Source organism: Stenotrophomonas sp. GD04145 (genome assembly GCF_029835135.1).
GTDB classification, from domain to species: domain Bacteria; phylum Pseudomonadota; class Gammaproteobacteria; order Xanthomonadales; family Xanthomonadaceae; genus Stenotrophomonas; species Stenotrophomonas maltophilia_P.
The window spans coordinates 39,493-65,009 of sequence record NZ_JAODZG010000021.1; the positions used below are offsets into that span (position 1 = coordinate 39,493).

At 67.8% G+C, this 25,517-nt stretch carries 21 protein-coding genes; 16 read left to right on the forward strand and 5 right to left on the reverse strand.

What is annotated here, in order from left to right; translation table 11 throughout:
• The first annotated feature begins 65 nt into the window (after positions 1-65).
• Genes N7367_RS12075 through N7367_RS12085 form a run of 3 tightly spaced genes read left to right on the forward strand, consistent with a single transcriptional unit; the run spans position 66 to position 2,234 of the window.
• Positions 66-431, forward strand: a complete 366-nt coding sequence (locus tag N7367_RS12075) for a BlaI/MecI/CopY family transcriptional regulator (RefSeq protein WP_065175749.1) — start codon at positions 66-68, stop codon at positions 429-431.
• The gene (locus N7367_RS12080; protein WP_279942468.1) at positions 424-1,677 is read left to right on the forward strand and encodes a TonB family protein; all 1,254 of its coding nucleotides are present in this window, start codon (positions 424-426) and stop codon (positions 1,675-1,677) included. Before N7367_RS12075 ends, N7367_RS12080 begins: the two co-directional genes overlap by 8 nt.
• Positions 1,674-2,234: a hypothetical protein gene (locus N7367_RS12085; protein WP_065175751.1), complete on the forward strand. Its 561-nt coding sequence runs from the start codon at positions 1,674-1,676 to the stop codon at positions 2,232-2,234. Before N7367_RS12080 ends, N7367_RS12085 begins: the two co-directional genes overlap by 4 nt.
• Before the next feature lie 55 nt (positions 2,235-2,289).
• On the opposite strand, the gene N7367_RS12090 is transcribed toward N7367_RS12085, so the two are convergent.
• Both N7367_RS12090 and N7367_RS12095 read right to left on the reverse strand, forming a co-directional pair.
• Positions 2,290-3,090 (reverse strand): MBL fold metallo-hydrolase, encoded by an 801-nt coding sequence (locus N7367_RS12090; RefSeq protein ID WP_279942469.1) that lies wholly within the window; start codon positions 3,088-3,090, stop codon positions 2,290-2,292.
• Positions 3,091-3,101: 11 nt separating this feature from the next.
• On the reverse strand, positions 3,102-3,920 hold the full coding sequence (locus N7367_RS12095) for a S1/P1 nuclease (RefSeq protein WP_065175752.1): 819 nt from the start codon (positions 3,918-3,920) through the stop codon (positions 3,102-3,104).
• Positions 3,921-4,034: 114 nt separating this feature from the next.
• Between N7367_RS12095 and N7367_RS12100 the strand changes: the two genes are divergently transcribed.
• Positions 4,035-5,159, forward strand: coding sequence for a GGDEF domain-containing protein (locus N7367_RS12100; protein ID WP_262219116.1), 1,125 nt, complete (start codon positions 4,035-4,037; stop codon positions 5,157-5,159).
• A gap of 97 nt (positions 5,160-5,256) precedes the next feature.
• Here N7367_RS12100 and N7367_RS12105 read toward each other — a convergent pair whose 3' ends face one another.
• Positions 5,257-5,886, reverse strand: coding sequence for an OmpW family outer membrane protein (locus N7367_RS12105; RefSeq protein ID WP_053518487.1), 630 nt, complete (start codon positions 5,884-5,886; stop codon positions 5,257-5,259).
• A gap of 192 nt (positions 5,887-6,078) precedes the next feature.
• Here N7367_RS12105 and gap point away from each other — a divergent pair, with 192 nt between their 5' ends.
• The 8 genes from gap (at position 6,079) to N7367_RS12145 (ending at position 17,300) form a co-directional block, all read left to right on the forward strand.
• Positions 6,079-7,083 carry a type I glyceraldehyde-3-phosphate dehydrogenase gene (gap, locus tag N7367_RS12110; RefSeq protein ID WP_053518489.1) on the forward strand — a complete coding sequence of 335 codons (1,005 nt, stop codon included), beginning with the start codon at positions 6,079-6,081 and terminating at the stop codon, positions 7,081-7,083.
• 127 nt (positions 7,084-7,210) lie between these two features.
• On the forward strand, positions 7,211-9,868 hold the full coding sequence (locus tag N7367_RS12115; RefSeq protein WP_279942470.1) for a DUF2339 domain-containing protein: 2,658 nt from the start codon (positions 7,211-7,213) through the stop codon (positions 9,866-9,868).
• Positions 9,865-11,238 (forward strand): DUF3999 domain-containing protein, encoded by a 1,374-nt coding sequence (locus N7367_RS12120; RefSeq protein ID WP_279942471.1) that lies wholly within the window; start codon positions 9,865-9,867, stop codon positions 11,236-11,238. The genes N7367_RS12115 and N7367_RS12120 overlap by 4 nt, the downstream gene beginning before the upstream one ends.
• A 123-nt stretch (positions 11,239-11,361) precedes the next feature.
• The gene (locus tag N7367_RS12125; RefSeq protein ID WP_053518495.1) at positions 11,362-12,537 is read left to right on the forward strand and encodes a phosphoglycerate kinase; all 1,176 of its coding nucleotides are present in this window, start codon (positions 11,362-11,364) and stop codon (positions 12,535-12,537) included.
• A complete protein-coding gene (locus tag N7367_RS12130; protein WP_053518497.1) occupies positions 12,534-13,220 on the forward strand; it encodes an HAD hydrolase-like protein in 687 nt (228 codons plus the stop codon). Before N7367_RS12125 ends, N7367_RS12130 begins: the two co-directional genes overlap by 4 nt.
• 172 nt (positions 13,221-13,392) lie before the next feature.
• Positions 13,393-14,859 (forward strand): pyruvate kinase, encoded by a 1,467-nt coding sequence (gene pyk, locus N7367_RS12135; RefSeq protein WP_065175757.1) that lies wholly within the window; start codon positions 13,393-13,395, stop codon positions 14,857-14,859.
• A 166-nt stretch (positions 14,860-15,025) separates the two neighbouring features.
• Positions 15,026-16,030: a class I fructose-bisphosphate aldolase gene (locus N7367_RS12140; RefSeq protein WP_053518502.1), complete on the forward strand. Its 1,005-nt coding sequence runs from the start codon at positions 15,026-15,028 to the stop codon at positions 16,028-16,030.
• Positions 16,031-16,160: 130 nt separating this feature from the next.
• A complete protein-coding gene (locus N7367_RS12145; RefSeq protein ID WP_065175758.1) occupies positions 16,161-17,300 on the forward strand; it encodes an ABC transporter substrate-binding protein in 1,140 nt (379 codons plus the stop codon).
• A 74-nt stretch (positions 17,301-17,374) separates the two neighbouring features.
• Here the strand turns inward: N7367_RS12145 and N7367_RS12150 are convergent, their stop codons facing one another.
• A complete protein-coding gene (locus N7367_RS12150) occupies positions 17,375-17,974 on the reverse strand; it encodes an O-acetyl-ADP-ribose deacetylase (protein ID WP_279942472.1) in 600 nt (199 codons plus the stop codon).
• Positions 17,975-18,247: 273 nt separating this feature from the next.
• On the reverse strand, positions 18,248-19,207 hold the full coding sequence (cysK, locus tag N7367_RS12155) for a cysteine synthase A (RefSeq protein WP_065175759.1): 960 nt from the start codon (positions 19,205-19,207) through the stop codon (positions 18,248-18,250).
• 206 nt (positions 19,208-19,413) lie between these two features.
• Here cysK and N7367_RS12160 point away from each other — a divergent pair, with 206 nt between their 5' ends.
• From N7367_RS12160 to N7367_RS12175, 4 genes are all read left to right on the forward strand, one after another.
• The gene (locus N7367_RS12160; RefSeq protein ID WP_053517088.1) at positions 19,414-20,397 is read left to right on the forward strand and encodes a LysR family transcriptional regulator; all 984 of its coding nucleotides are present in this window, start codon (positions 19,414-19,416) and stop codon (positions 20,395-20,397) included.
• Positions 20,398-20,748: 351 nt separating this feature from the next.
• Entirely contained in the window at positions 20,749-21,855 is a 1,107-nt protein-coding gene (locus tag N7367_RS12165; RefSeq protein WP_197600544.1) for an efflux RND transporter periplasmic adaptor subunit, read from the forward strand.
• Entirely contained in the window at positions 21,852-24,977 is a 3,126-nt protein-coding gene (locus tag N7367_RS12170) for an efflux RND transporter permease subunit (RefSeq protein WP_053517085.1), read from the forward strand. The genes N7367_RS12165 and N7367_RS12170 overlap by 4 nt, the downstream gene beginning before the upstream one ends.
• Positions 24,970-25,517, forward strand: a 548-nt coding sequence (locus tag N7367_RS12175; RefSeq protein WP_279942473.1) for a GNAT family N-acetyltransferase, incomplete at its 3' end; no start/stop codon positions are given. The genes N7367_RS12170 and N7367_RS12175, both read left to right, overlap by 8 nt.

The following is a 25,517-nucleotide window of genomic DNA, read 5'->3' on the forward strand; positions in this document are numbered from 1 at the left end:
GATGGAGGGCTTGACAGCAGGTTTGATTACGTGCGTAATCGAATTGTCGATTACGGGCGTAAACAATGAATCCGATCAGTGAAGCCGAAGCCGTCGTGATGGAAGTGCTGTGGCAGCAGGCGCCCCGCGGCGCCGATGAGGTGGTTGCCGCACTGGCCCACCGGGACTGGGCCGAACCGACCATCAAGACGCTGCTCAACCGCCTGCTGACCAAGGGCGCGATCGCTGCCGAACGCGACGGCCGCCGCTATCTGTATCGGCCGCTGCTGCAGCGCGAGGCCTGGGTGGCGGCGCAGAGCCAGGACTTTCTGGGCCGGGTGTTCGAAGGACGGGTGGCGCCACTGGTTGCCCATTTCAGTGAGCGCGGCCAGCTCAGCGCGCAGGACATCGCCGAACTGAAGAAGCTGATCCAGGAGCTGGACCATGAGTGAGGTGCTCGACAGCGTGTGGCGGGCCAGCGTGTGGCTGGCGCTGGCGGTGATCCTGCTGGCGGCGATGCGGCCGCTGCTGCTGCGGCTGGGAGGGCCCTCGCTGGCCTATCGCAGCTGGTGGTTGTTGCCCCTGCTGCTGGCAGGCCTGTTGCTGCCGTTGCCTGCGCTGCCCCTGCTGCAGCATGTGCCGACCCTGCCCCTGAACGTGATGCCTGTCGCGCCGGAGGGCGAGCCGACCCAGGTCCTGCGCTGGCCGCAGTGGCTGCTGCTGGCCTGGATGCTTGGCGTGGCGATCAGTCTGCTGCGAAGCCTGCGTGCGCAGCAGCGCTTCGAACGTGTCCTGGGCCGTCTGCAGGCGCGTGCCGACGGCAGCTGGCAGGCCAGTGCCGATCCCGGTCTGCCGGCCCTGGTCGGCCTGTGGCAGCCGCGCATCGTGGTCGGCCCCGATTTCGACCAGCAGTTCGATGCACGCGAGCAGGGGTTGATCCTGGCACATGAACGCAGCCATCGCCGCAATGGCGATCACTGGGCGAACGGCGCGTTGCTGCTGGCACGCGCAGCGTTCTGGTTCCATCCGCTGATGCCGTGGGCAACACGCAGGTTCCTGCGCGACCAGGAACTGGCCTGCGATGCCCGCACCATTGCCACGCAGCCTGCGCTGCGCGGACTTTACGCCAGTACGCTGCTGAAGGCGCAGCTGGTTCACCCGGTTGCGCCGGCAGTGTGTCACTGGCGCAGCCAACCCGTGTTGAAGGAGCGAATCGCCATGTTGAAGCAGTCCAAGCGGAAGGCATTGCCGTGGGTGTCCGGGCAGGTGCTGGTGGTCGGGGTGTGCGCGGGCCTGGCCACGGTGGCGTGGGCAAGCCAGCTCGGGATGGCCGGCGTGTCGTCGATCGGCGTCGAGCCCGCCGAGTACGCGCAGGCCGATGCCGCTGTGGCCGGCCTGCAGCGTTCTGCACAGGTCGAGAGGATGGCACCGCCGAAGTATCCGGAGTCTGCGTTCCAGCAGGGCCTGACCGGCGTCGTCACCTTGAAGGTCGAGATCGACGCAGAGGGCAGGCCGACCGACGTACAGGTGCTCAGTGCCACCAATCCCGGTGTGTTCGATGCGGTGTCGATCACGGCCGCCAAGGGCTGGACCTTCCGGCCGGCCCTGAAGGATGGGCGTCCGGTGGCTTCCGCCGTGCGGATTCCACTGACGTTCTCCATGAGTGAGGACGAGAGGGAAGCGGAGCGCGCGCGGTGAGGCAGGCCGCGCTGCTGTTGGCCACGCTGCTGGCCGGCTGTGCCACCCAGGAGCGACTGGGCACGGTTGACACCCGCAGCGAGAGTGTCGGCCATCAGCGGTTGCAGCCCACAGCGGCGGGCGGCAGCGGTCAGGTGCAGGCCTATGCGCTGGCAGCGGGCGAAGGCTATCGGATGCCGCAGCTGTATGCGGCGCCTGATCCGAAGGTGGGCGACCGCGATCCGCGTACCGAACTGGCGCCCACCACCATCTGCCTGCAGGTGGTGGTCGATGCGGAAGGCATGGTCGAGCGCAGCCTGCCGCTGACCGACCGCCCCGAGTGCGCCGCCGGCGCTGCAGCGGAGAACGCGCCGCTGCTGCAGGCGGCGCAGGAGGCGGTTGCGATGTGGAAGTACAGCGCTGCCGCGGTCTGCCACTACCCGGTCGGCAAGGTCCCAGCCGACCGCGGCGACTGCGGGAGCGCCGAGCGCATCGAGCCGGTGCCGGTCAGCCTGCTGTACGCCTTCACCTTCGAGATCGTGAAGGGCCGGCAGACGGTCCGTACGCAGGGAAAATGATCGCGCGTGATGCCGGGTAGCGCCGGGCCATGTCCGGCCGGTACAGCGGCGTCGATCAGGCGCCGCCCTGGATGTTGGCCTTCACCGCCGGTTGCATCAGCGCCGGTTCGGCCAGCGTGGCGTCGCGGGCCTGGCGCACGCTGACGAAGTCGGCTTCGGCCACGCCGTCATGCACGTGGATGTTGCGCGCGCGCTGCTCGCCGATGGTGGTCTCGTTGGCGATGTCGCGGCCGCCCGGGCCATAGTCGTGGCAGACGAACACGCGGGTGGACTCGGGCAGCGCCAACAGGCGCTGGATCGAGCGGTACAGCTGCGCCGCATCGCCGCCGGGGAAATCGCAGCGGGCGGTACCGCCGTCGGGCATGAACAGCGAATCGCCCGTGAACAGTGCGTCGCCGATCAGGTAGGCGATGCTGTCGCTGGTGTGGCCGGGCACGGCGATGACCTGGCCGCGCACTTCGCCCAGCGTGAAGGTCTCGCCATCGGCGAACAGGTGGTCGAAGATGTCGTCCGCGGCAGGAAGCTGCAGGCCGAACCGCGGCGCAAAGGTCGCCTGCACGGCGCGGATGCCTTCACCGATGGCCAGCGTGGCGTGAGGGAAACGCTGCTTGAGCCGCCGCCCGGCCGACACATGGTCGGCGTGGGCGTGGGTCTCCAGCAGCCACCTCAGCCGCAGCCCCTGCTGCTCGATCGCGTGCAGCAGGGGCTGGACCGGCGACTCGCTGCTGGCATCGGTGTCCGGGTCGTAGTCCAGGACCGGATCGATCAGCGCAGCCTCACCGCTGGCCGGGTCGCTGACCAGGTAGCTGAAGGTATTGCTGTCACGATGGAAGAACGACTGGACCTGGACCGGCATCGGCAACCTCCTCAGCGTGCGGCGAGCACGCGGTTCAGCAGCTGCGCCAGATTCTCGCCGGCCAGCCGCAGCTGCGCTTCCGCCACCGGGCGGTAGCGCGCGGTGTATTCATCGCCGATCTTACGCGAGGCTGGATAAACGCCGGCTTGCATCGAAATGCGGCAGCTGGCTTCAGCCCACGCCTGCGGATCGCGCTGCGGATTGGACTGGCGCGCCAGTTTCGGCGCCGGCAGCGACCGCAGCACCGGCAGATAGCCGTTGTCGTCCAGCTTGCGGGTGTTGAGCATGCCGCTGTCCCACAGCGAATGGAGGTTGGTGCCGCGGTTGCCGTACTGCAGCTGGAAGTCGTTGCCGCCCTTGTCGTGACCGTAGCCGGCATGCATTGGCTGGTGGATGTCGCCGACCAGATGCACCACGAACTTCAGGGCCTGCAGCCGCTCGCCGTCGGTCAGGCTGCGATCGCCGAGGATCGCGCTCTGTGCCTTCAGCGCTTCGACGATGCAGTTGCCGTTGGTGCAGTGCCTGGGCGCTTCGTAGTGGCAGCCGTCTTCGGCGATGTTGACGTAATGCCAGCCGGCGGAACGGCGGCCGAGGCCCGGGTCCTTGGCACGCAGCTGGTCGGCCCAGGGCGCCACGCTGGCGAGGGTGGCACCGGGTTCGGTGGCCAGCAGGCGGTCGACTTCGGCGCGTGCAGCGGGCGAGAGGCGGGAATCCGCTACCTCAGCGACAAGGCGATGACCTTGCGCGCCCCAGGCATGGGCAGGGGCGGAGGCGGACAGCAGAGCCGGCGCGATCGCGGCGGCGAGGAACAGGGAATGCAGGGCTTTCATGCCGGCATTCTAGCGGGGCGGCGGCCGGACGCGTTTGATCCAGCATGGCCGCTCGCCACGCGCCCTTGATGCGCGGACCGTTACGGTGGCGCGGCCACGGGCGGGGACATCGCGATGAGCATCACGGACCGGCGCATCACGGCAGTACATGCGGACGACGGCTTTGCCCGCGCGTTCGATGAACAGGTGGTCTGGCGGATGCGCTGGGCCTGTGCCGTTGCCGGCATCTTTTCAATCGGCTTTGCCGTGCTGGACCATTTCTGGCTTCCGCCGGATGTGCATGCACAGGTGCTGCGCTGGCGGCTCGGGCTGCTGCTGCCGGTACTGCTGGTGGCGGTAGCACTCACCTTCGTCCCGGCGTTCCGCCGCCATCTGCAGTGGCTGGGGGGCGGTGCTGTGCTGATCAGCGGGCTGGCGCTGGTGACGATGATCTGGACGGCGCATCGCGCCGGCGTGGATTATCCCTATGAAGGCGTCAGCCTGTTCCTGCTGCTGAACTACTTCCTGTGTGGCCTGCGCTTCGGCGTCGCCACGCTGACCGGAACCCTGATCGCATCGGCGTTCGTGCTGGCGGAGCTGCAGGTCGGCCGGCACTGGGCGCAGATGCTGCAGAGCGTGACGTTCGTGCTGGCCAGCAACCTGGCTGGCATCTTCGGTAGTTACATCCTGGAAAGGCAGGCGCGTGCAACCTGGCGCGCCGAGCAGCGGCTGGATGCACTGGCCAACCACGACGGATTGACCGGATTGCTCAACCGGCGCGCATTCGATCGTCGTGCCAACCAGATCTTCCAGCGTTATCTCCGCCGGCCGCACGCGCGTGGCGCCTTGCGCATCGCGATGATCGATATCGACTACTTCAAGCGCTACAACGACCATCATGGTCACCCGGCGGGCGACGCGGTCCTGCATGCGGTGGCGGTGACGCTGGCCGCGCAGCTTCGCGGCGCTGACTCGGTGGTGGCGCGGTACGGCGGCGAGGAGTTCGTGGCGCTGGGGCAGTGGTCGCCAGGCGAGCCGGAAACCGCGCCGTTCGAGCGGATGCGTCAGCAGGTCCAGGCGCTGGCGATCGCCCATGCCGATTCGGACGCCGCGCCGGTGGTGAGCGTCAGTATCGGTGTGGCGCGGTGGCATGACGATGGCGCCGATTCGCTGGAGCAGGCACTGGCGCGTGCGGATGCCGCGCTGTATCGGGCCAAGGCGTCCGGGCGCAACCGGGTGGAGGTGGCCACCGATGGGTAAGCCGAAAAAAGCCCCGGCGATCACCGGGGCAACATGCTGCGGAGGGTTCAGCGGTTGGCCGGAGGGCGGGGCAGGCCCGCCACGCCGGAGGCAGCGCTCAGAACTTGAAGACGTAGGAGGCGCCGTAGACCAGCGGATCGATGTTGACCGTACCGATCTTCTGGCCGTCCAGCTTCACCTTGCTGTCGATGTCGATCCAGCGCATGTCCACGCGCAGCGCGCCCTTCTCGCCGATCGCGAAGTCCACGCCGGCGTGTGCGGCCAGACCCCAGGAGTCCTGCAGCTTCAGCCGGCTGTCCTTGAGCGCGCCCGTGGTGTCTTCGCTGAAGAAGGTCGTGTAGTTCACGCCCGCACCGATGAACGGCGACACCTTGCCCTTGCTGTTGAAGTGGTACTGCACGGTCACCACCGGCGGCAGCTGCTTGGTGCTGCCGACACGGCCGAGGCCGTTGATGTTGATGTCGTGCTTGAACGGCAGTGCCGCCAGCACTTCGATGCCCAGGTTGTCAGCGATGAAATACTCACCGGTGATGGTCGGCTTGACGTCGTTGTCGACGTCGACCTTCAGCGTGCCACCGGCCAGCCAGCCGTTGTTCGACTTCGGTGCCACCTGGTGCACGCCGGCCGAAAGGGTCCAGTCGCCCTTGGACTGGGCCATCGCCGGGGCGGCGGCGAGGGACAGGGCGGCGGCCAGGCTGGCCACGATCAGGGGAGAGGTCTTGCGCATGGGGGTGTTCTCGTTGCGGGGTGGATGGGGCCAGTCTCGGCCTCACGCCGCGCTAACGCTTTGATCCGGATCAAATCCGGCCAGCCCGCCCGCCACCGGCCCGGCCTGGCCGGCGGTGGCCAGGCCGGGCCTGCTAGACTTGTGGGCCCTATCCACCCCGCCGCACCCGTCGCGGCTGCAGGAGCTTGAGAAATGGCAATCAAGGTTGGTATCAACGGTTTCGGTCGCATCGGGCGTAACGTCCTGCGCTCGGCGGTGCTGAACTTCGGCGACGACATCGAAATCGTGGCCATCAACGATCTGCTGGAGCCGGATTACCTGGCCTACATGCTCAAGTACGACTCCGTGCACGGTCGCTTCAAGGCTGACGTGTCGGTGCAGGGCAACGACCTGCTGGTCAACGGCAAGAAGATCCGCCTGACCCAGGAACGCGATCCGGCCAACCTGAAGTGGGACGAAGTGGGCGTGGACGTGGTCATCGAGTCCACCGGTCTGTTCCTGACCAAGGAAACCGCGCAGAAGCACATCGATGCCGGCGCCAAGAAGGTCATCCTGTCCGCCCCGTCCAAGGACGATACGCCGATGTTCGTGTTCGGCGTGAATGACAAGACCTACGCCGGCCAGGCGATCATCTCCAACGCCTCGTGCACCACCAACTGCCTGGCCCCGCTGGCCAAGGTCATCAATGACAAGTGGGGCATCAAGCGTGGCCTGATGACCACCGTGCACGCCGCCACGGCCACCCAGAAGACCGTCGACGGCCCGTCCAACAAGGACTGGCGCGGCGGCCGCGGCATCCTGGAGAACATCATTCCGTCCTCCACCGGTGCGGCCAAGGCGGTCGGCGTGGTCATTCCGGAACTGAACAAGAAGCTCACCGGCATGAGCTTCCGCGTGCCGACCTCGGACGTGTCGGTGGTCGACCTGACCGTCGAGCTGGAAAAGGAAGCCACCTACGCCGAGATCTGCGCCGAAGTGAAGGCGCAGAGCGAAGGCGCGCTGAAGGGCATCCTCGGCTACACCGAAGACAAGGTCGTGGCCACCGACTTCCGCGGTGAGACCCACACCTCGGTGTTCGATGCCGAAGCCGGCATCGCCCTGGACGGCACCTTCGTCAAGCTCGTGTCGTGGTACGACAACGAGTGGGGCTACTCCAACAAGTGCCTGGAAATGGCCAGGGTCGTCGCCGCCAAGTAAGGCCGGCGAAGATCGCGCACGAACCCCGGCCTGGCCGGGGTTCGTCGTTTGAGGGACCGGCCCTGTCGTAGCATGGGGCGGTCCGACCGCCGCCGCAGGGGCGCGGGATCGCATGGGAAGGCACGCAATGGAAGCACTGATAGCCCTGGTCGTATTGATACTGCTGGCGATTCCGCTGCTGCTGGTGGTCGCGCTGGTGATGATCGCCGGCCTGCGGCGCCGGGTCACCGCGCTGGAGAGCGCACTGGCCGATGTGTCGCAATCGCCGCGCGCTGCCGCGCCACCGCCCGGGCCCGCCCCCGTTCCGGCAACGGACGCGCCCGCCATGGAGCGACCGCGGGCTGCGGCAGCACCTTCTCCCGTGGCGGCCCATGCGCCGGAATCGTCCGTGCCGGCGCCGCCGCGGCAGGCAGCGCCGCCACCACCACCGCTGCCGGCCACGCCGCCCCCGCCCGCGCCGCCGGTCGAGCCGGCCGGGCCGGGCTTCTTCGAGCGTGGCATCGGCGCCGTCAAACGCTGGTTCACCGAGGGCAACGTGCCGGTCAAGATCGGCATGCTGGTGCTGCTGGCCGGTGTTGCCGCGCTGCTGAAGTACGTCAGTGACCAGGGCTGGCTGGTGCTCCCGGTCGAACTCCGGCTGGCGGCCGTCACCGCTGGTGCGCTGGGCCTGCTGGCCTTCGGCTGGCATCAGCGCGAACGCCGGCGCCTGTTCGCGCTGGCCCTGCAGGGCGGCGCCATCGGTGTGCTGCTGCTGACCATCTTCGCGGCATTCAAGCGTTTTGAACTGCTTGCGCCGGGGTTTGCGTTCGCCAGTTCGATCGCGCTGGTCGCCGGCCTGTGCGTGCTGGCAGTGCTGCAGAACTCGCGCACCCTGGCGGTGCTGGGCATCCTGGCGGGCTTCATGGCCCCGCTGTGGCTGTCGACCGGCAGTGGCAACCATGTCGGCCTCTTCAGCTACTACGCAGTGCTCAACGCCGGCATCTTCGCCATCGCCTGGTTCCGTCCGTGGCGCGCGCTGAACCTGCTGGGCTTCGCGTTCACCTTCGGTATCGGCACGTTCTGGGGCGTGCTTCAGTACAGGGCCGAGAAGTTCTCCAGCACTGAACCGTTCCTGCTGCTGTTCTTCGCCTTCTATCTGCTGATTCCCCTGCTGTACGCGCGCAGGCAGCCTGCCGGTCGCCGCGATCTGGTCGATGGCAGCCTGGTGTTCGGCACGCCGTTGATCGCCTTCTCGCTGCAGGCGGCGATGCTGCACGAACAGCCGATGACACTGGCACTGTGCGCGCTGGGCCTGGCGGTGATCTACGCGGTGCTGGCGCGTGCCTTGATCGCCCGGGCCTCGTATACGGTGCTGGCGCAGTCGCACGCGGTGCTGGCGGTGGGTTTCGCCACGCTGGCCGTGCCGCTGGCCTTGTCCGCCCGTGCCACCGGTGCGGTGTTCGCGCTGGAAGGTGCCGGGCTGGCCTGGCTCGGTCTGCGCCAGAGGCGCTGGCTGCCACAGGTGTCCGCTGCGCTGCTGCAGATGGCGGCGGCATTCGCCTTCGTGGCAGGTGGCAACCACTGGCACGAGGACGCGCGCCTGCTGCTCAATCCCACCGCGATCGGTGCGCTGCTGCTGGCCGTGGCGGGGTTGGCGTCGGCGTGGAGCTACCAGCGCCGGGCACGTCATGAGATCGCCCTGGTCTACTACCTGTGGGGCCTGCTGTGGTGGCTCGGCGGCTGGGTGCACGAGATCGGTCGTTTCCTCGCGCATGCCTCGCAGGCCGATGCACTGCTGGTGCTGGCGGCGGCGACCGCCTGGCTGGCAGCCGAGGTGCAGCGCCGGCAACCGGCACGTGCGCTGGGGATGACCGCACTGGCGATGCTGGCGATGGCGTTCCCATTGGCATTGGCGCAAAGCCATGCACACCAGCAACCGTTCGCGGGCCACGGCGCCCTGGCATGGGCGCTGTTCGCCGTGCTGGGGGTGCGCACGTTGCTGTGCCTGCGCCAGGGCGGCGACACGGTGGCGCGCATCGCCCAGTTCCTGTGGTGGCTGCTGTGGCCATCGCTGCTTTCGCTGCTGGCCCTGTGGGGAGGCGGCGAGGCTGGCCTGGCACAGGGCTGGACGTTGTTGCTGGTGACGCTGCCCTGGTTGCTGCTGGCCGCCCTGTCACTGTGGCGCTGGGGTTGGCTGCGCTGGCCGCTGGGCCCGGCATTCGATGCCGCACGCGTGCCGCTGCAGTGCGTGCTGTTCGCGCTGCTGGCGACCGGATGGCTGCTGGGCCAGCTGCTGCCGGGCACTGCGGCACCGCTGCCGTGGCTGCCGGTGCTGAACCCGGCCGAGATGGGGCAGTGGCTGAGCCTGTTGCTGCTGGCGCGCTGGCTATACAGCGATGTGGCACCGCCCGCGCTGCGCAGGCTGCGCCTGCCGGTGCTGGCACTGGCGGGCTTCATCGCCCTGACCAGCCTGGTCCTGCATGGCGTGCACCACTGGGGGGGACTGGCCTGGAGTACGTCGATGGCGCGCTACAGCTTGGCCCAGACCAGCCTGACCGTGCTGTGGAGCGTGCTCGGCGTGATCGCCTGGGTGTGGGGCTCGCGTCGTGGCCAGCGTGTGTTGTGGATGGTCGGTGCGGTGCTGATGGGCGTGGTCCTGGCCAAGCTGGTCCTCATCGATCGCCAGCACCTGGGCAACCTGCTCGGGATCGCATCGTTCATCGCCTATGGCCTGCTGTGTACGGTCGTCGGCTATCTGGCACCGGCGCCACCGGGCGCGGTGCCATCCGTGGAGGAGAACCAATGAGAATGTGGAGCAGGATGGTGGTGCCGGCGATGCTGGGCCTGTTCGCCACCATGGCCGTACACGCGGCCGACTACCGCACGCAGTACGCCGAGCAGTGGCCGCTGACGCTGTCCAGTGCGCAGTCCGGCGCCTATCGGGTGGTGCTGGAACCGGCGATCTACCGCCGTGCAGGCGCAGCAGACCTGGGTGACCTGCAGGTGTTCAACGCGGCCGGACAGGCCCTGCCGTCGGCATTGCTGGCACCCGACGCGCCGCTGGCACAGCCGCCGGTGCAGCGCGAGCTGCCCTGGTTCGCACTGCCGCCGCTGGCCGATTCACAACGCAACGACCTGCAGTTGCTGACCGAGCGCGATACCGACGGCCGTGTGCGCCGGGTCGAAGCGCGTGTCGGCGCCGGAACGGTGAACGGGCAGGGCGGCTGGCTGATCGATGCCAGCGTGCTCGGCCAGCAGCCGCTGGCGGCGCTGGTGCTGGATTGGGCCGACAGTGGCCAGCCGCTGCAGGCGCAGGTGCAGCTTGATGCCAGCGATGACCTGCAGCATTGGCGCTCCATCGGTCGGGACATTCCGCTGGTGGACCTGCAGCGCGCCGGCAAACGATTGCTGCAGCGACGCCTGCAGGTTGACGGCAATGCGCGCTATCTGCGCGTGCTGCCGCAGGGCGACGCGCGACTGCCTGCCCTGCATGGCGTGCTCGCCGAGCTTCCGCCGGCACCGGCGACGTTGCCGTGGGAATGGCTGTCACTGACGCCGATAGCGCAGGGCAAGGGCGAATACACATTTGAACTGGACGGCCGTTTCCCGATCGCGCGCGCCGATGTCGCCAGTACCGACAACAGCCTGGTGCAGTGGACGCTGTTCAGCCGCGACGATGAAGGCGCGCAGTGGCAACGACGCAGTGCACCGTGGATCGCCTATCAGCTGCAGCAGGGAACGCAGGGCCCGCGTCAGCAGTCGGCGGCGCAGGTGCTGGGCGATGTGCACCGCGACCGCTACTGGAAGCTGGTGGCAAGCCCGGCGGAGATCGCCGGCGCCCCCACCCTGCGCCTGGGCTACCAGCCGGAAGTGATGGTGTTCCTGAGCCAGGGCGCTGCGCCCTATGCACTGGCGGTGGGCAGCGCGACGGCGCGCCGCGCGGAGGCGCCGATCGGGGTGCTGATCGAGGAACTTCGCCAGCGCAACGATCCGGCCTGGCAGCCGACGCTGGCACGCCTGGAGGGCCGTCCCGAGCCGCTGGCCGGAGACGCAGCGCTGGAACCGCAGCGGGACTGGAAGGCCTGGCTGCTGTGGGCGCTGCTGGGCGTGGGGGTCCTGGTCGTGGGCGGTCTGGCGGTCAGCCTGCTCAGGCAGAAGCCTTCGCCTTCGGCGTAGATCCCGACGAATCCCGGCCGCGCATGGAGCGGCGCTGCGGCCGGCGCCATCCGTTCTGCCGCAGCCGATACAATGACGGTCTGCCGAACGCCGGCACCCCGTCCCTGAGCCCAAGAGTTGCCCATGTCCATCGTCCGCATGACCGACCTCGACCTCTCCGGCAAGCGCGTGCTGATCCGCCAGGATCTGAACGTGCCGATCGAGAATGGCCGCATCACTTCCGAACAGCGCATCACCGCTTCGCTGCCGACGCTCAAGCGCGCACTGGAGCAGGGCGCGGCGGTGATGGTCACCTCGCACCTGGGCCGGCCGAAGGAAGGCGTGTGGAGCGAAGCCGATTCGCTGGCACCGGTTGCCGCACGCCTGTCCGAACTGCTGGGTCGCGAGGTGCCGCTGGTGCGCGACTGGATCGACGGCGTCGAGGTGCAGCCGGGGCAGCTGGTGCTGCTGGAAAACTGCCGGATGAACGTCGGCGAGGGCAAGGATGACGAAGCCCTGTCGAAGAAGTACGCCGCGCTGTGCGATGTGTTCGTGATGGATGCCTTCGGTACCGCGCACCGCGCGCAGGCGTCCACCCATGGCGTGATCCGTTTCGCCCCGGTCGCCGCGGGTGGCCCGCTGCTGATGGCCGAGCTGGATGCCCTGGCGCAGGCGCTGGACGCACCGGCCAAGCCGCTGCTGGCCATCGTGGCCGGCAGCAAGGTCAGCACCAAGCTGGAACTGCTGGCCAACCTGGTGGGCAAGGTCGACCAGCTGATCGTGGGGGGCGGCATCGCCAACACCTTCATCGCGGCTGCCGGCTACAAGGTCGGCAAGTCGCTGTACGAGCCGGACCTGCTGGACACCGCCCGGAAGATCGTTGCCGACGCCAAGGCGCGCGGGGCCGAGATTCCGCTTCCGGTGGACGTGGTCACGGCCAAGCAGTTCCTGCCCGACGCCATTGCCGAAGTGAAGGCCGTGGATGCGGTCGCCGAAGATGATCTGATCCTGGACATCGGTCCGCAGACCGCTGCCCAGTACGCGCAGCTGATTGCGAATGCCGGCACCGTGGTCTGGAACGGCCCTGTCGGCGTGTTCGAGTTTGAAGCCTTCAGCAAGGGAACCGAAGCGCTGGCGCGTGCCATCGCCACGTCCCCGGCATTCTCCATCGCCGGCGGTGGCGACACCCTGGCAGCGGTCGACAAGTTCGACATCGCCAAGGACGTGAGCTACATCTCCACCGGTGGCGGCGCGTTCCTGGAATTCCTGGAAGGCAAGACCCTGCCGGCCGTGGCCGCGCTCGCCGCGCGCGGCGCATGAACCCGGACGGCACCCAGGCCGGTTCTGCCCACCCGGCACCGGAAGAACGCGCGACGCTCTTCTTCGACCTGGACGGTACGTTGATCGATTCGCAGGTGGGCATCACCACCTGCATCGCTTATGCGCTGCAGAAGATGGAGCATCCGGTGCCGGCGCGGGAAACCCTGCTGGGCTGGATCGGGCCTTCGCTGCGCACCACGTTCGCGCCGCTGTTCATCGAACCGGCGCGGGTGGAGCAGGCCGTCGGGTACTACCGCGAGCGCTTCGATGCCGAGGGCTGGCGCGAGCACACGGTGTACCCCCAGGTGGAGGACGCCCTGCGCACCTTGCATGCGCGTGGCCACCGCCTGGCGGTGGTCACCGCCAAGAACGAGCCGCACGCGCGCCGGATCCTGGCCCATCTGCCCTTCGGCGGATTGTTCGAGGACATCATCGGCTCGACCCTGGATGGTTCGCGCAGCCACAAGCCCGAGCTGGTCGGCGAAGCGCTGCGCCGGCTGCAGGTGTCGCCCACGCAGTGCTGGATGATCGGCGACCGTCGCATGGATATCGAGGGCGCGCGTCACCACGGCCTGCGAAGCATCGGCGTGCTGTGGGGGTTTGGTGGCGAAGCGGAACTCACTGAAGCCGGTGCGGGCCAGCTGGCACGCGAACCGGTCCAGCTGACGACACTGTTGGCCTGATGCCTCTTTGACCGGGCATGGCCCGACGCTACCGGGCACCCTGCGCCGGCGTATGTCCGGGCGATGTCCGTTACATGTCCCGCAGAGTCAGGCAGCACAAGGTTGTAACCGCATACATGGGGCGTGAAGGATGTGCTAATTTCCGTGCTTTAACGGGAGAGGCCCATTCACCATGTTCGAGCGTCAGCGTCGCACCAAGATCCTAGCCACCCTCGGTCCGGCCACCGATCCGCCGGGCGTGCTGGAGGATCTGTTCCGCGCCGGCGTCAACGTGGTGCGCCTGAACTTCAGCCACGGTGACCCGTCCGGCCAGGCCAAGCGTGCCGCCGACGTGCGCGCTGCCGCACAGCGGGTGGGCGTGGAAGTGGGCATCCTGGCCGACCTGCCGGGCCCGAAGATCCGCATCGAGCGCTTTGCCGAAGGCAAGATCCATCTCAAGGCGGGCGACCGTTTCGATCTGGTCGCCTCGCCCAACGCACCGGCCGGCGATGCCACGCAGGTGGGCGTGAGCTACCTCGGCCTGCCGCAGGACGTCGGCCCCGGTGATGTCCTGCTCCTCGATGACGGCCTGATGCAGCTGCAGGTCGTCGAGGTGCAGGGTGAGCGGATCATCAGCACCGTGCTCAACGACGGGGTGCTGTCTGATCGCAAGGGCTTGAACAAGCAGGGCGGTGGCCTGTCGCTGGGCGCGTTGACCGAGCGCGACAAGGAGCTGATCGGGATCGTCGCCAAGATCGGTGTCGACTTCATCGCCGTTTCCTTCTGCCGCAATGCGCAGGACATGAACGATGCCCGCGCGATCGCCGAATCGCACGGCTGCTACGCCGCGCTGGTGTCCAAGATCGAGCGCACCGAAGCGATCGAGAACCTGGAGGAGATCGTCGAGGCCAGTGACGTGGTGATGGTGGCGCGCGGCGACCTCGGCGTGGAAATCGGCGATGCCGAACTGCCGGGCCTGCAGAAGAAGATCATCAAGGCTTCGCTGGCGCAGAACAAGGTGGTGATCACTGCCACCCAGATGCTGCAGTCGATGGTGGAAAGCCCGATCCCGACCCGCGCGGAAGTGCTGGACGTGGCCAACTCGGTGATCGACGGCACCGATGCGGTGATGCTGTCGGCCGAAACCGCTGCCGGTGCGTATCCGGTCAAGGCCGTGGAGGCGATGGCGCGCATCTGCCTGGGCGCCGAGCGCCAGTTCCAGACCGAGACCGACTTCAATGCGTCGCCGCGCAACCTGGAGCGCGCCGACCAGGCCATCGCGATGGCGACCATGTTCCTGTCCCAGCACGTGGGCGTGCGTGCCATCGTGGCCATGACCGAGTCCGGCGGTACCGCGCGCTACCTGTCGCGCTTCCGCGCCAAGGCACCGGTGTTCGCGGTGACCCGCCATGACGGCGCACGCCGGCAGATGGCGCTGATGCGCGATGTGTTTCCGATCAATTTCGACAGCCGTGGCCTGACCCCGCGCGAAGCCGCACGTGGCAGCATCCGCCTGCTGGTCGAATCGGATCTGCTGCAGGCCGGCGATCGGGTGGTGTTCACCAGCGGTGAGCACATGGAAACCCACGGTGCGACCAACACCCTGCGCCTGCTCGAGGTGGGCGAAGACGGTCGCGCCAGCGGTCTGGGCGATCTGTAACCGCTGCGGAACCGGGTCGGAGCCCCACCGGGGCTCTGACCGGAACGGCGCAGGACAGCGCCTGTCCTGAACGGACATTGGAATCGTTTCCAGTCTGGCCTCCACGTCGAGGCCACGGGCTGCGGGGCTATACTTACGTTTTTCCCGCACCCGCCACAGGAAGTACATGAGCATCGAACAGCTGGCTGAAACCGCCCAGGCCATGGTTGCCCCGGGCAAGGGCATCATCGCGATCGACGAATCCACCGGTACCATCGCCAAGCGCTTCGCCGGCGTGGGCATCGAGAACACCGAGGAGAACCGTCGCGCCTATCGCGAACTGCTGCTGACCACGCCGAAGCTCAACGAGCACATTTCCGGCGCCATCCTGTACGACGAAACCATCCGCCAGTCGACCAAGGACGGCGTGCCGTTCGCCAAGTACATGGCCGACCACGGCATGATTCCGGGCATCAAGGTGGACAAGGGTGCGCATCCGCTGGCCGGCTGCCCGGGCGAGCTGGTGACCGAAGGCCTGGACGGCCTGCGCGAGCGCCTGCAGGAGTATTACAAGCTGGGTGCGCGCTTTGCCAAGTGGCGCGCGGTCATCAACATCGGCGAGAGCATTCCGTCGGGCACCTGCATCGAATCCAACGCCCATGCGCTGGCCCGCTACGCCGCGCTGTGCCAGGAATGCGGCCTGGTGCCGATGGTCGAGCCGGAAGTGATCATGGACGGCGACCACGACATCGAGACCTGCTACGAAGTCACCGAAGCCACCCTGCGTTCGCTGTTCGACGCCCTGTACCAGCAGAACGTGCTGCTGGAAGGCACCATCCTGAAGGCTTCGATGGTCATCTCGGGCAAGGACTGCGAAGAGCAGGCCGACGTCGAGGAAGTGGCCGAGTCCACCGTGATGTGCCTGAAGAGCACCGTGCCGGCGATCCTGCCGGGCGTGGTGTTCCTGTCCGGCGGCCAGAGCGATGAACAGTCCACCGCCCACCTCAATGCGATGAACCAGCTGGGCAACCTGCCGTGGCCGCTGAGCTTCTCCTACGGCCGTGCCATGCAGCAGGCGGCACTGAAGCTGTGGGCCAAGGACATGAAGGGCAACTACGCCGCCGCGCAGAAGACCGTGTTCGAGCGCGCCAAGGAAAACGGCCTGGCTGCACTGGGCAAGTGGAACGGTTGATCGGTTCCATCGCAGGATGAACAGGGCAACGCCGGCCTCACGCCGGCGTTTGCTTTTGCGGGTATCTTTTCCGCCTCCCGCGGGCCCGGCCGGCCCGGGGGACACACATGGAAGGCCAAGGAGAAAAAACATGCGTTTGGCAGCAATCACGCTGGCCGTTGCTACGGTCCTCGCCGCAGGCGGTTGCAACCGCTCCGGCAGCAATGCGGATGTGGGCAAGGCCCCGTCGCTCGAGTTCGACAAGCCCGTTTCCGGCGAGATCACCTCGCGCAGCGGCATCAATTTCAATGACGGCAGCCACCACCAGCTGTACCAGATCACGCTGGAGGACAAGCAGCTGGTGGGCATGAAGCTGACCGGTGCCCTCAGTGGCTCGATTGCCGTGTTCAACAATGGCAGCCTGGTCGCCAGCAGCCGCACCGGCTATGAGCGCAGCGGGGATGTATCGCTGGCGTTCCGCGCCAACGGCGCCGGCACCTACCAGGTGGCGGTCAACGCCGACAGCCCGACCGCCTACGGCCCGTATCGCCTGCGGGTGGAGAAGCTGGTGCCCTACGACGGCAAGCCCATCGCAGGCAGTGGCGAAGTCGTCGACATGCTGGTATCCGGATCGCAGGACTACACCCTGCAGGTGGACAAGGCCGGCCTCTATGAAGTCAACCTGTCGTCCGATGCGTTCGATACCGTGCTGAAGCTGAAGGGCGGCGAGATCGACGCGGAGAACGACGATGGCGGTGACAGCACCAATTCGCGCCTCTCGCTGCCGTTGCAGCCCGGCAAGTACACGCTGGGCGTGCGCGGGCTGGACGACGATGCGTCCGGCACCTTCAAGCTGACCGTTGCCCGCACCGAGCTGCCGGGCAACATCGTCGAGCGCGATGGTACCCAACTGCCGCAGTCGGGCAGCGTGTTCACCATGCTCGACAGCGAAGGTCGCCGTCGCTTCCTGCTGACACTGGAGCGTCCGGGCGACGTTCGCCTGGATGCGATCTCCGGTCAGGTGGACACCGTGCTGCGTGTGGTCGGCGGTGACGTCGAGCTGGTCGACGACGACGGCGGCAACGGCACCAACGCGCGTCTGCAGGAATCGTTGCCGGCCGGTCATTACACCGTCGATGTTTCCAGCCTCAGCGACGAGCAGGGCCTGGTCGAGGTGCGCGTGCAGATCGATGGCGCCAGCGCTGCCGGCGCCGCGGCGTCGGCGGCCCGCGCAGCGGCGGATGCGGCGGCCGTGCCGGATGACGCCGCAGTCGACGCGGCCAGCCGCTGACGCGTCCAGGGGCACTGCCGCAATGAAAAGGCCGGGCATTGCCCGGCCTTTTCTTCAGTGCCGCCGCCCCGTGTTCAATGCGCGGCAGCGAAGCCGGTATCGCCCAGTGGCGGCAGCAGCGTGCCGCGCACTTCGTTTTCCGCGTTCTGCCCGGCACTGGCCAGGGCCTGCTGATACGCCTTGGCCGTGGCGGTATTGAAAGCAACCAGCACGATCCGCATCGGCTGTGCATGGCTGCGTTGCCACGCCAGGGTTTCCGTCACGGCGATCTGCGCGGCCTGGTACAGCGGATAGCCGTACACGCCACAACTGATGGCCGGGAACGCGATCGACTGCACCCCGAGCGATTCGGCCAGCTGCAGCGACTTCCAGTAGCAGTTGGCCAGCAGCGCGGGTTCATCGCGCAGGCCGTCGTGCCAGACCGGGCCCACCGTGTGCAGCACGTGCCGCGCCGGCAATGCATGGGCGCCGGTGGCGCGCACTTCACCGGTCGGGCAGCGCACGCCTGGGCGCAGTTCCGGCAGTTGCCGGCATTCGGCCAGCAGGCCGGGGCCGGCGGCACGGTGGATCGCACCGTCCACTCCGCCGCCGCCCAGCAGCGATTCATTGGCCGCGTTGACGATCGCATCCACCGCCAGGGTCGTGATGTCGCCCTGCCACACTTCGATCTTCATGCGTCCGTCTCCTGCCTGTCGGATGTTCCGCGCAGTACCTGCGGCGGCTGTACCCAGCGTAGGGGACAGGCCATCGATGCTGCGTCATGACCGTCTCACGCGCTGCGATCCGACGGTCTTCACGCACGATGGCGGTCGCCACCTTCACGCAGGCTGAAGCAGAAAGGGGTCAGATCCTTTTCCGTATGGAAAAGGCTCTGACCCCATGTTTCCGAGGTGCGCCGGCAGGGTCAGAGCCCTCTCCCGGACGGGAAAGGGATCCGACCCTGTGCATCACGGCAGGCCGGCCAGCCAGTCGTCGTCGGAACCTTCGTTCACGTCGGCGAACAGGGGCGTGGAGAAGTAGCGCTCGCCGGTATCCGGAAGCATCGCCAGGATCACCGAACCCGGCTCGGCGCGGCTGGCCACATCCAGCGCGCTGGCGACCGTGGCGCCGGCGGAGATGCCGACGAAGATGCCTTCCTCAGCGGCCAGCCGGCGTGCGGTGGCGATGGCGCGTTCGTCGTCCACGCTCAGCAGCTCGTCCACCACGTCGCGGTTGAGCACGTCCGGCACGAAGTCCGGCGTCCAGCCCTGGATCTTGTGCGGCTTCCAGTCATCGCCCTTGAGCAGCGCGGCGCCGGCTGGCTCGGTGGCGATGATGCGGGTCTGCGGCCGTGCGACCTTCAGCACCTCGCCGACACCGGTGAGGGTTCCGCCGGTTCCCCAGCCGCTGACGAAATAGTCCAGGCGCCTGCCGGCGAAGTCGCGCAGGATCTCCGCCGCCGTCGTGTTGCGGTGGTAGGCCGGGTTGGCCGGATTGGCGAACTGGCTGGCGAGGAACCAGCCATGCTGTTCGGCCAGTTCGCGCGCCTTGCGCACCATGCCGCTGCCACGTTCCGCCGCCGGGGTCAGGATCACCTTCGCGCCGTAGGCACGCATCAGCTTGCGGCGTTCCACCGAGAACGTCTCGACCATGGTCGCCACGAACTTGTAGCCACGGGCGGCGGCCACCATCGCCAGCGCCACGCCGGTGTTGCCCGAGGTGGCTTCGACGATGGTGTCACCCGGCTTGAGCAGGCCACGGGCCTCGGCGTCGAGGATGATCGCCAGCGCCAGGCGGTCCTTGACCGAACCGCCGGGATTGAACGACTCGACCTTGGCGTAGAGGCTGACCTGCGGCGGCGCCAGGCGCTGCAGCTTGACGATGGGGGTGTTGCCGACGGTGTCGAGGATGGAGTCGTACAGGGCCATGGAAGCGCTCCGGAGGCGGGGCCGCGCCAGGACGGCGGGCGGAAGAGGGAGGGCTGGCTGTTCACGCCAGCGGCTGCCGGCTGACCGTAGCGCCGGCATATGACGCCCGGAAATGACCAGATGCCTTTCTTAAACAACCTTTGGTTATAAGCTGGTGACGGTAATTGACCCTAGAGTGGACCTCCGCCCCTGCTGCCTGCCCGCCCATGACGCTGACCCAGCTGCGCTATCTGGTCGCCATCGCCGACGCCGAGCTGAACATCACGCTGGCTGCCTCGCGCGTGCACGCCACCCAACCCGGCCTGTCCAAGCAGCTCAAGCAGCTCGAGGACGAGCTGGGCTTCCTGTTGTTCGTACGCAAGGGTCGCAGCCTGGAGTCCGTTACCCCGGCCGGTACCGAGGTGATCTCCCGCGCGCGCGCCGTGCTGGCCGAGGCCAACAACATCCGCACCTACGCGGCCAACCAGCGCCGCGAAAGCCAGGGCCAGCTGATCCTGACCACCACCCATACCCAGGCGCGCTTCGTGCTGCCGCCGGCGGTGGCGGCGATCAAGCAGGCGTATCCGCAGGTCAGCGTGCACCTGCAGCAGGCCGCCGAAGCCGATGCGCTGGATCGGTTGAACCAGGGTGATGCGGACATCGCCATCATCAGTACGGCCGGTGGGGAGCCTGGCGATGGCATCGCCGTACCGTTGTTCCGCTGGCGGCGGCTGGTGGTGGTGCCCAAGGGCCATCCGCTGGATCGCGCGGGCCGCGCACCGGACCTGGCGGCGCTCGCCCGCCAGCCGCTGATCAGCTATGAATCGTCCACGCGCCCGAACTCGTCGCTGCAGCGTGCCTTTGCTGCCAACGGGCTGGTTCCGGATCTGGCGCTGACTGCGCTGGACGCCGATCTGATCAAGACCTATGTGCGTACCGGCCTGGGTGTGGGCCTGCTGGCCGAAATGGCGGTCAGTTCCCTCGACGAAGACCTCAAGGCATGGCCGGCACCCGCTCCGATCGCCGAGTGCATCGCCTGGGCGGTGCTGCCGCGTGACCGCGTGCTGCGCGATTACGCGCTGGAGCTGGTGCATGTGTTGGCGCCACAGATCGATCCGCGGGACCTGCGCCGGGTGCTGGACGGCAACCAGGTGGCCGCGTGGCCGCTGCCGCCGACCTGGGAATCGCTGACCCAGACCATCACGGTGTGAGGGTGCTCGGGCAGGGCTGCGCCCTGCACCTGCGAAGAACTGGCGCAACAGCAACAACGCGGCCAGGCCCCGATGGATCGGCCGCGGAGAGGAACAACCGGATCGGATCCCCGCCAGGATCCGACCCGGTCCGACGCCCTCCGCCGGACCTATCCGACTCTACGGCAGCCGCACGCCCAGCGGTCGCCCGGATACATCCCGACATACGCCGACACCGCCGCACAGACCCTTGCATGGAACGGGTTCAGGCCGCTATCGCGACGCCGGTTCCACGCCGGTAAACGCTTGGCATATACCGCCTTCGCGGGGGGATGCCTACACTCGGCGGCCGTGGATCAATCAGGACCGTTCATGTTGGCTCGTATCGCTTCGACCCTGGCCCTTGGCCTCAGCCTGGCCGTCCTGGCCGGGTGCGCAGGCAAACAGGAGGCCGCCGCGCGACGGCAGGGGGAAGCGGTGCCGGTCACCGCGCAGATCGTGCAGCCCACGCAATGGAACGACACCCTGCAGGCGCTGGGTACGGCCAAGGCGCGGGAGTCGATCAGCGTCACCGCCAAGGTCAGTGAGATCGTTGAGAAGGTGCACTTCGAAAGCGGCCAGCAGATCGCTGCGGGTGCGCCGATCGTGACTCTGCGTGGCCAGGCCCAGGAAGCGGCGCTGGTGCAGGCGCAGGCCACCTTCCACGAGGCCGACCAGCTGTACCGCCGGCAGCGCGAACTGGCCACGCAGCGGTTGGTGTCCAGCGCCACGCTGGATACGCAGAAGTCGATCCGCGATGCCGCCGAGGCCCGTGTCGCGCAGATGCAGGCCGACATCGGCGACCGTCGTGTGCGTGCGCCGTTCGCAGGTGTGCTGGGTATCCGCCAGGTCAGCCCTGGCACGCTGCTGACGCCGACCACGGTGATTGCCACCCTGGACGACATCGAGCGCATGCACGTCGATTTCCAGGTGCCCGAAGTGGAACTGGCCGCGCTTTCGGCGGGCGACAAGGTCAGCGCGACCAGCGTCGCGTGGCCGGGGCGCACGTTCGAAGGAGAGGTCACCACCATCGATGCACGTATCGACCCGGCCACCCGCGCGGTGACCGTGCGGGCCGACTTCGCCAACGCCGACCATGCGCTGCGCCCGGGCATGCTGCTCGATGTGCGCCTGTTCCGCCCCGAGCGCCCGGCGCTGGTGATCCCGGAGATCGCGGTGGTGCAGGTGGGCCGTGACAGTTTCGTGTACCGCATCGGCGCCGACGACACCGTCGAGCGCGTGGACGTGGTCACCGGCGCGCGCCGTGCCGGCGTGGTCGAGATCAAGCAGGGGCTGGCCGCCGGTCAGCGCATCGTGGTCGACGGCACCGGCAAGCTGCGCCCGGGTCTGAAGGTGGCCGCCCGTGATGCGGCGCCGGCCAGCGGTGCCAAGCCTGCCGATGCGCCTGCGCCGGTCGCGACCGAGGAACACGGCGGATGAAGCTGTCCGACGTTTCCATCCAGCGGCCGGTGTTCGCCGTAGTGATGAGCCTGCTGCTGCTGGTGCTGGGCATCATGTCCTTCACCCGCCTCACGCTGCGCGAACTGCCGGCCATCGACCCGCCCATCGTGTCGGTGTCGGTTGACTACACCGGTGCCTCGGCGGCCGTCATCGAAAGCCGGATCACCCAGGTGCTGGAAGATGCGCTCGCCGGCATCGAAGGCATCGATACCATCAACGCGCGCAGCACCAACGGCCGCTCGCAGGTCAGCATCGAGTTCACCTCCAACCGCGATATCGAGGCCGCGGCCAATGACGTGCGCGATGCCGTCAGCCGGGTTGCCGACCGCATGCCGGAAGAGGCGCGCCCGCCGGAGATCGCCAAGGTCGAGAGCGATGCCGATCCGATCATCTGGTTCAACATGGTCTCCTCGACCATGGATACGCTGGAGCTGAGCGACTACGCCGACCGCTATGTGGTCGACCGCTTTTCCAGCCTCGATGGCGTCGCCCAGGTCCGTATCGGTGGTCGCCAGCGCTATGCGATGCGCATCTGGCTGGACCGCGATCAGCTGGCCGCGCGTGGACTGACCACCGGTGATGTGGAAACCGCGCTGCGCAACGAGAACGTGGAACTGCCCGCCGGGCGCATCGAATCCACCGACCGCGATTTCACCCTGCGCGTGGAACGCAATTACATCAAGCCCGAAGACTTCGCGACCATCCCGCTGGGCAAGGGCAGCGACGGTTACGTCGTGCGCATGGGCGACGTGGCGAAGATCGAGCTGGCGTCGGCCGAGCGCCGCGCCTATTACCGCAGCAATGGCGAGCCGGGCATCGGCCTGGGCATCGTCAAGACCTCCACCGCGAACTCGCTGGACGTCGCGCGCACCGCGCGCGCCGAAGCCGAGCGGGTCGCGTTGACGCTGCCCAAGGGCACGCAGATCTTCGTTGCCTTCGACAACACCACCTTCATCGAAGCGGCCGTCGATCGCGTCTATGCCACATTGGTGGAGGCGATGATCCTGGTGCTGGCGGTGATCTGGCTGTTCCTCGGCAGCTTCCGCGCAGCGCTGATTCCGGCCGTGACGGTACCGGTGTGCCTGGTGGCCGCATTCATCGCACTGTACGCGTTCGATTTCTCGATCAACCTGCTGACATTGCTGGCGTTGGTGCTGTGCATCGGCCTGGTGGTCGACGATGCGATCGTGGTGGTGGAAAACGTGCAGCGCCGGATCGATCTGGGTGAGCCGCCGCTGGTGGCGTCCAAGCGCGGTACCGCGCAGGTGGCCTTCGCGGTGATCGCGACCACCGCGGTGCTGGTGGCGGTGTTCCTGCCGGTCGGTTTCCTCGAGGGCAACACCGGACGCCTGTTCCGCGAGCTGGCGGTGGCGCTGGCCGCGGCCGTGGCGCTGTCCGCGTTCGTGGCGTTGACGCTGACACCGATGATGGCCTCCAAACTGCTCAAGCCGCATACCGGACAGGCGCCGCGTGGCCTGCATGGCTTCGTCAACCGCAACCTGGAGCGGCTGGCCGGCGCCTATGGCCGCATCCTGCAGCGCCACGTCGATCGCACCTGGATCTACCTGCTGGTGATGGCGGCGGCATTGGCTGCCAGCTGGCTGCTGATCAAGGTGCTGCCCTCGGAACTGGCGCCAGCCGAAGACCGTGGCTCGTTCCAGATCATGATCGACGGCCCGGAAGGCGCAGGCTACGACTACACCGTGCAGCAGGTGCAGCAGGTCGAAGCGATGCTGGCGCCCCACGTCGGAGCGGACAAGCCGATCGTGCGCGCCAACCCGCGCGTGCCCGGTGGCTGGGGCGCAAGCGAGGAAATGCACACCGGCCGGGTGAGCATCTTCCTGCAGCCGTGGCGCCAGCGCAGCGAAGGCACCCCGGAGGTCGCCAATGAGCTGCAGAAGGAGCTGGACACCATCCAGGGCGTGCGCGTGCGCACGCAGGTCGGCGGTGGCCTGGTCCGCAGCGGCGGCCAGCCCTTCCAGATCGTGCTGGGAGGCCCGGAGTACGCCGAGATCGCGCAGTGGCGCGACCGCATCCTGCTGCGCATGGCCGACAATCCCGGCCTGGTCGGCCCCGACTCGGACTACAAGGAAACCCGCCCGCAGATGCGGGTGAACATCGACCGCCAGCGCGCGGCCGACCTGGGCGTGCCGGTCACCGCAATCGGCTCGGCGCTGGAAACGATGATGGGCTCGCGTCGCGTCACCACCTTCGTCGACAACGGCGAAGAGTACGACGTGCTGGTCCAGGCGGGCCGCGACGGACGCGCCACGCCGGCCGATCTGGCCGCGATCCGCGTGCGTGCCACCTCCGGTGAGCTGGTGCCCTTGTCGAACCTGGTCACCCTGAGCGAGGTTGCCGAGGCAGGCACCTTGAACCGCTTCAACCGCCTGCGCTCGATCACCATCAGCGCAGGCCTTGCGCCGGGCTACCCGTTGGGCGAGGCCATTGCCTGGGCACAGAACGTCGCGCGCGAGGAGCTGCCGCAGTACGCGCAGGTGAACTGGAAGGGCGAGTCGCGCGAGTACCAGAGCGCGGGTGGTGCGGTCCTGCTGACCTTCGCCATGGCCCTGCTGGTGGTGTACCTGGTGCTGGCCGCACAGTTCGAGAGCTTCATCCATCCGCTGACGATCATGCTGACGGTACCGCTGGGCGTGCTCGGCGCGCTGGTCGGCCTGTGGTTGAGCGGGGGCACAGTGAACCTGTTCAGCCAGATCGGCATCGTGATGCTGGTCGGCCTGGCGGCGAAGAACGGCATCCTGATCGTCGAGTTCGCCAACCAGCTGCGTGACGACGGCCGCAGCGTGCGCGAGGCCATCATCGAATCATCGATGGTGCGCCTGCGTCCGATCCTGATGACGTCCATCGCCACCGTGGTCGGCGCGATTCCGCTGGTGGTGGCCGGTGGACCGGGTTCGGCGAGCCGTGGCACGATCGGTATCGTGATCATCTTCGGCGTCACCCTGTCCACCTTCCTGTCGCTGTTCGTGGTGCCGGCGTTCTACGCACGCCTGGCCCCGTACACGCGCTCGCCGGAAGCAGTGAAGCGCGAGCTGGAAAAGCAGGAAGCAGCGTCGCCCTCGGTGGGCGGGCATGCCTGACCGTCGCGCCGACGGGGGCGGATCCCTTTCCCCGCAGGAAAGGGCCCCGACCCCAGTGCTGCGCGGCGACGGTTTCCAGCTGCGTCCATGGCGCGGCGGCGACCTCGAATCGCTGCTGCGTCATGCCAACGATGCCGAGGTGTCACGCGGCCTGCGCGATCGCTTCCCCTATCCCTACACACGTGAGGACGGTGAGGCGTTCCTTGCCGGTCGCGTGTTGACCCCGGGCACCCTGGCACTGGCCATCGAGATCGACGGCCAGGCCTGCGGCAGCATCGGTGCCCAGCCGGGCGTGGCCGAGCGTGGGCATACCGCCGAGCTGGGCTACTGGCTTGGCCGGGCGTACTGGGGGCGGGGCATCATGACCCGCGTGGTGGGCGTCTTCGCGCCGTGGGTGATGGACGAACTGCGCCTGTTCAGGCTTCAGGCCACCGTGGTGGACTTCAATCTGGGCTCGGCCCGGGTGCTGGAAAAGAACGGTTTCCACGAAGAGGGCGTGGAGCGCTGCGCCATCTACAAGCGCGGCACCCTGCATGACCT

Coding starts and splice junctions, on each gene's coding strand:
- N7367_RS12165 (WP_197600544.1), top strand. CDS start 20,749: ATGTTGGCTCGTATCGCTTCGACCCTGGCCCTTGGCCTCAGCCTGGCC.
- N7367_RS12100 (WP_262219116.1), top strand. CDS start 4,035: ATGAGCATCACGGACCGGCGCATCACGGCAGTACATGCGGACGACGGC.
- N7367_RS12120 (WP_279942471.1), top strand. CDS start 9,865: ATGAGAATGTGGAGCAGGATGGTGGTGCCGGCGATGCTGGGCCTGTTC.
- N7367_RS12160 (WP_053517088.1), top strand. CDS start 19,414: ATGACGCTGACCCAGCTGCGCTATCTGGTCGCCATCGCCGACGCCGAG.
- N7367_RS12125 (WP_053518495.1), top strand. CDS start 11,362: ATGTCCATCGTCCGCATGACCGACCTCGACCTCTCCGGCAAGCGCGTG.
- N7367_RS12170 (WP_053517085.1), top strand. CDS start 21,852: ATGAAGCTGTCCGACGTTTCCATCCAGCGGCCGGTGTTCGCCGTAGTG.
- N7367_RS12080 (WP_279942468.1), top strand. CDS start 424: ATGAGTGAGGTGCTCGACAGCGTGTGGCGGGCCAGCGTGTGGCTGGCG.
- gap (WP_053518489.1), top strand. CDS start 6,079: ATGGCAATCAAGGTTGGTATCAACGGTTTCGGTCGCATCGGGCGTAAC.
- N7367_RS12130 (WP_053518497.1), top strand. CDS start 12,534: ATGAACCCGGACGGCACCCAGGCCGGTTCTGCCCACCCGGCACCGGAA.
- N7367_RS12075 (WP_065175749.1), top strand. CDS start 66: ATGAATCCGATCAGTGAAGCCGAAGCCGTCGTGATGGAAGTGCTGTGG.
- cysK (WP_065175759.1), bottom strand. CDS start 19,207: ATGGCCCTGTACGACTCCATCCTCGACACCGTCGGCAACACCCCCATC.
- pyk (WP_065175757.1), top strand. CDS start 13,393: ATGTTCGAGCGTCAGCGTCGCACCAAGATCCTAGCCACCCTCGGTCCG.
- N7367_RS12115 (WP_279942470.1), top strand. CDS start 7,211: ATGGAAGCACTGATAGCCCTGGTCGTATTGATACTGCTGGCGATTCCG.
- N7367_RS12090 (WP_279942469.1), bottom strand. CDS start 3,090: ATGCCGGTCCAGGTCCAGTCGTTCTTCCATCGTGACAGCAATACCTTC.
- N7367_RS12145 (WP_065175758.1), top strand. CDS start 16,161: ATGCGTTTGGCAGCAATCACGCTGGCCGTTGCTACGGTCCTCGCCGCA.
- N7367_RS12095 (WP_065175752.1), bottom strand. CDS start 3,920: ATGAAAGCCCTGCATTCCCTGTTCCTCGCCGCCGCGATCGCGCCGGCT.
- N7367_RS12105 (WP_053518487.1), bottom strand. CDS start 5,886: ATGCGCAAGACCTCTCCCCTGATCGTGGCCAGCCTGGCCGCCGCCCTG.
- N7367_RS12140 (WP_053518502.1), top strand. CDS start 15,026: ATGAGCATCGAACAGCTGGCTGAAACCGCCCAGGCCATGGTTGCCCCG.
- N7367_RS12150 (WP_279942472.1), bottom strand. CDS start 17,974: ATGAAGATCGAAGTGTGGCAGGGCGACATCACGACCCTGGCGGTGGAT.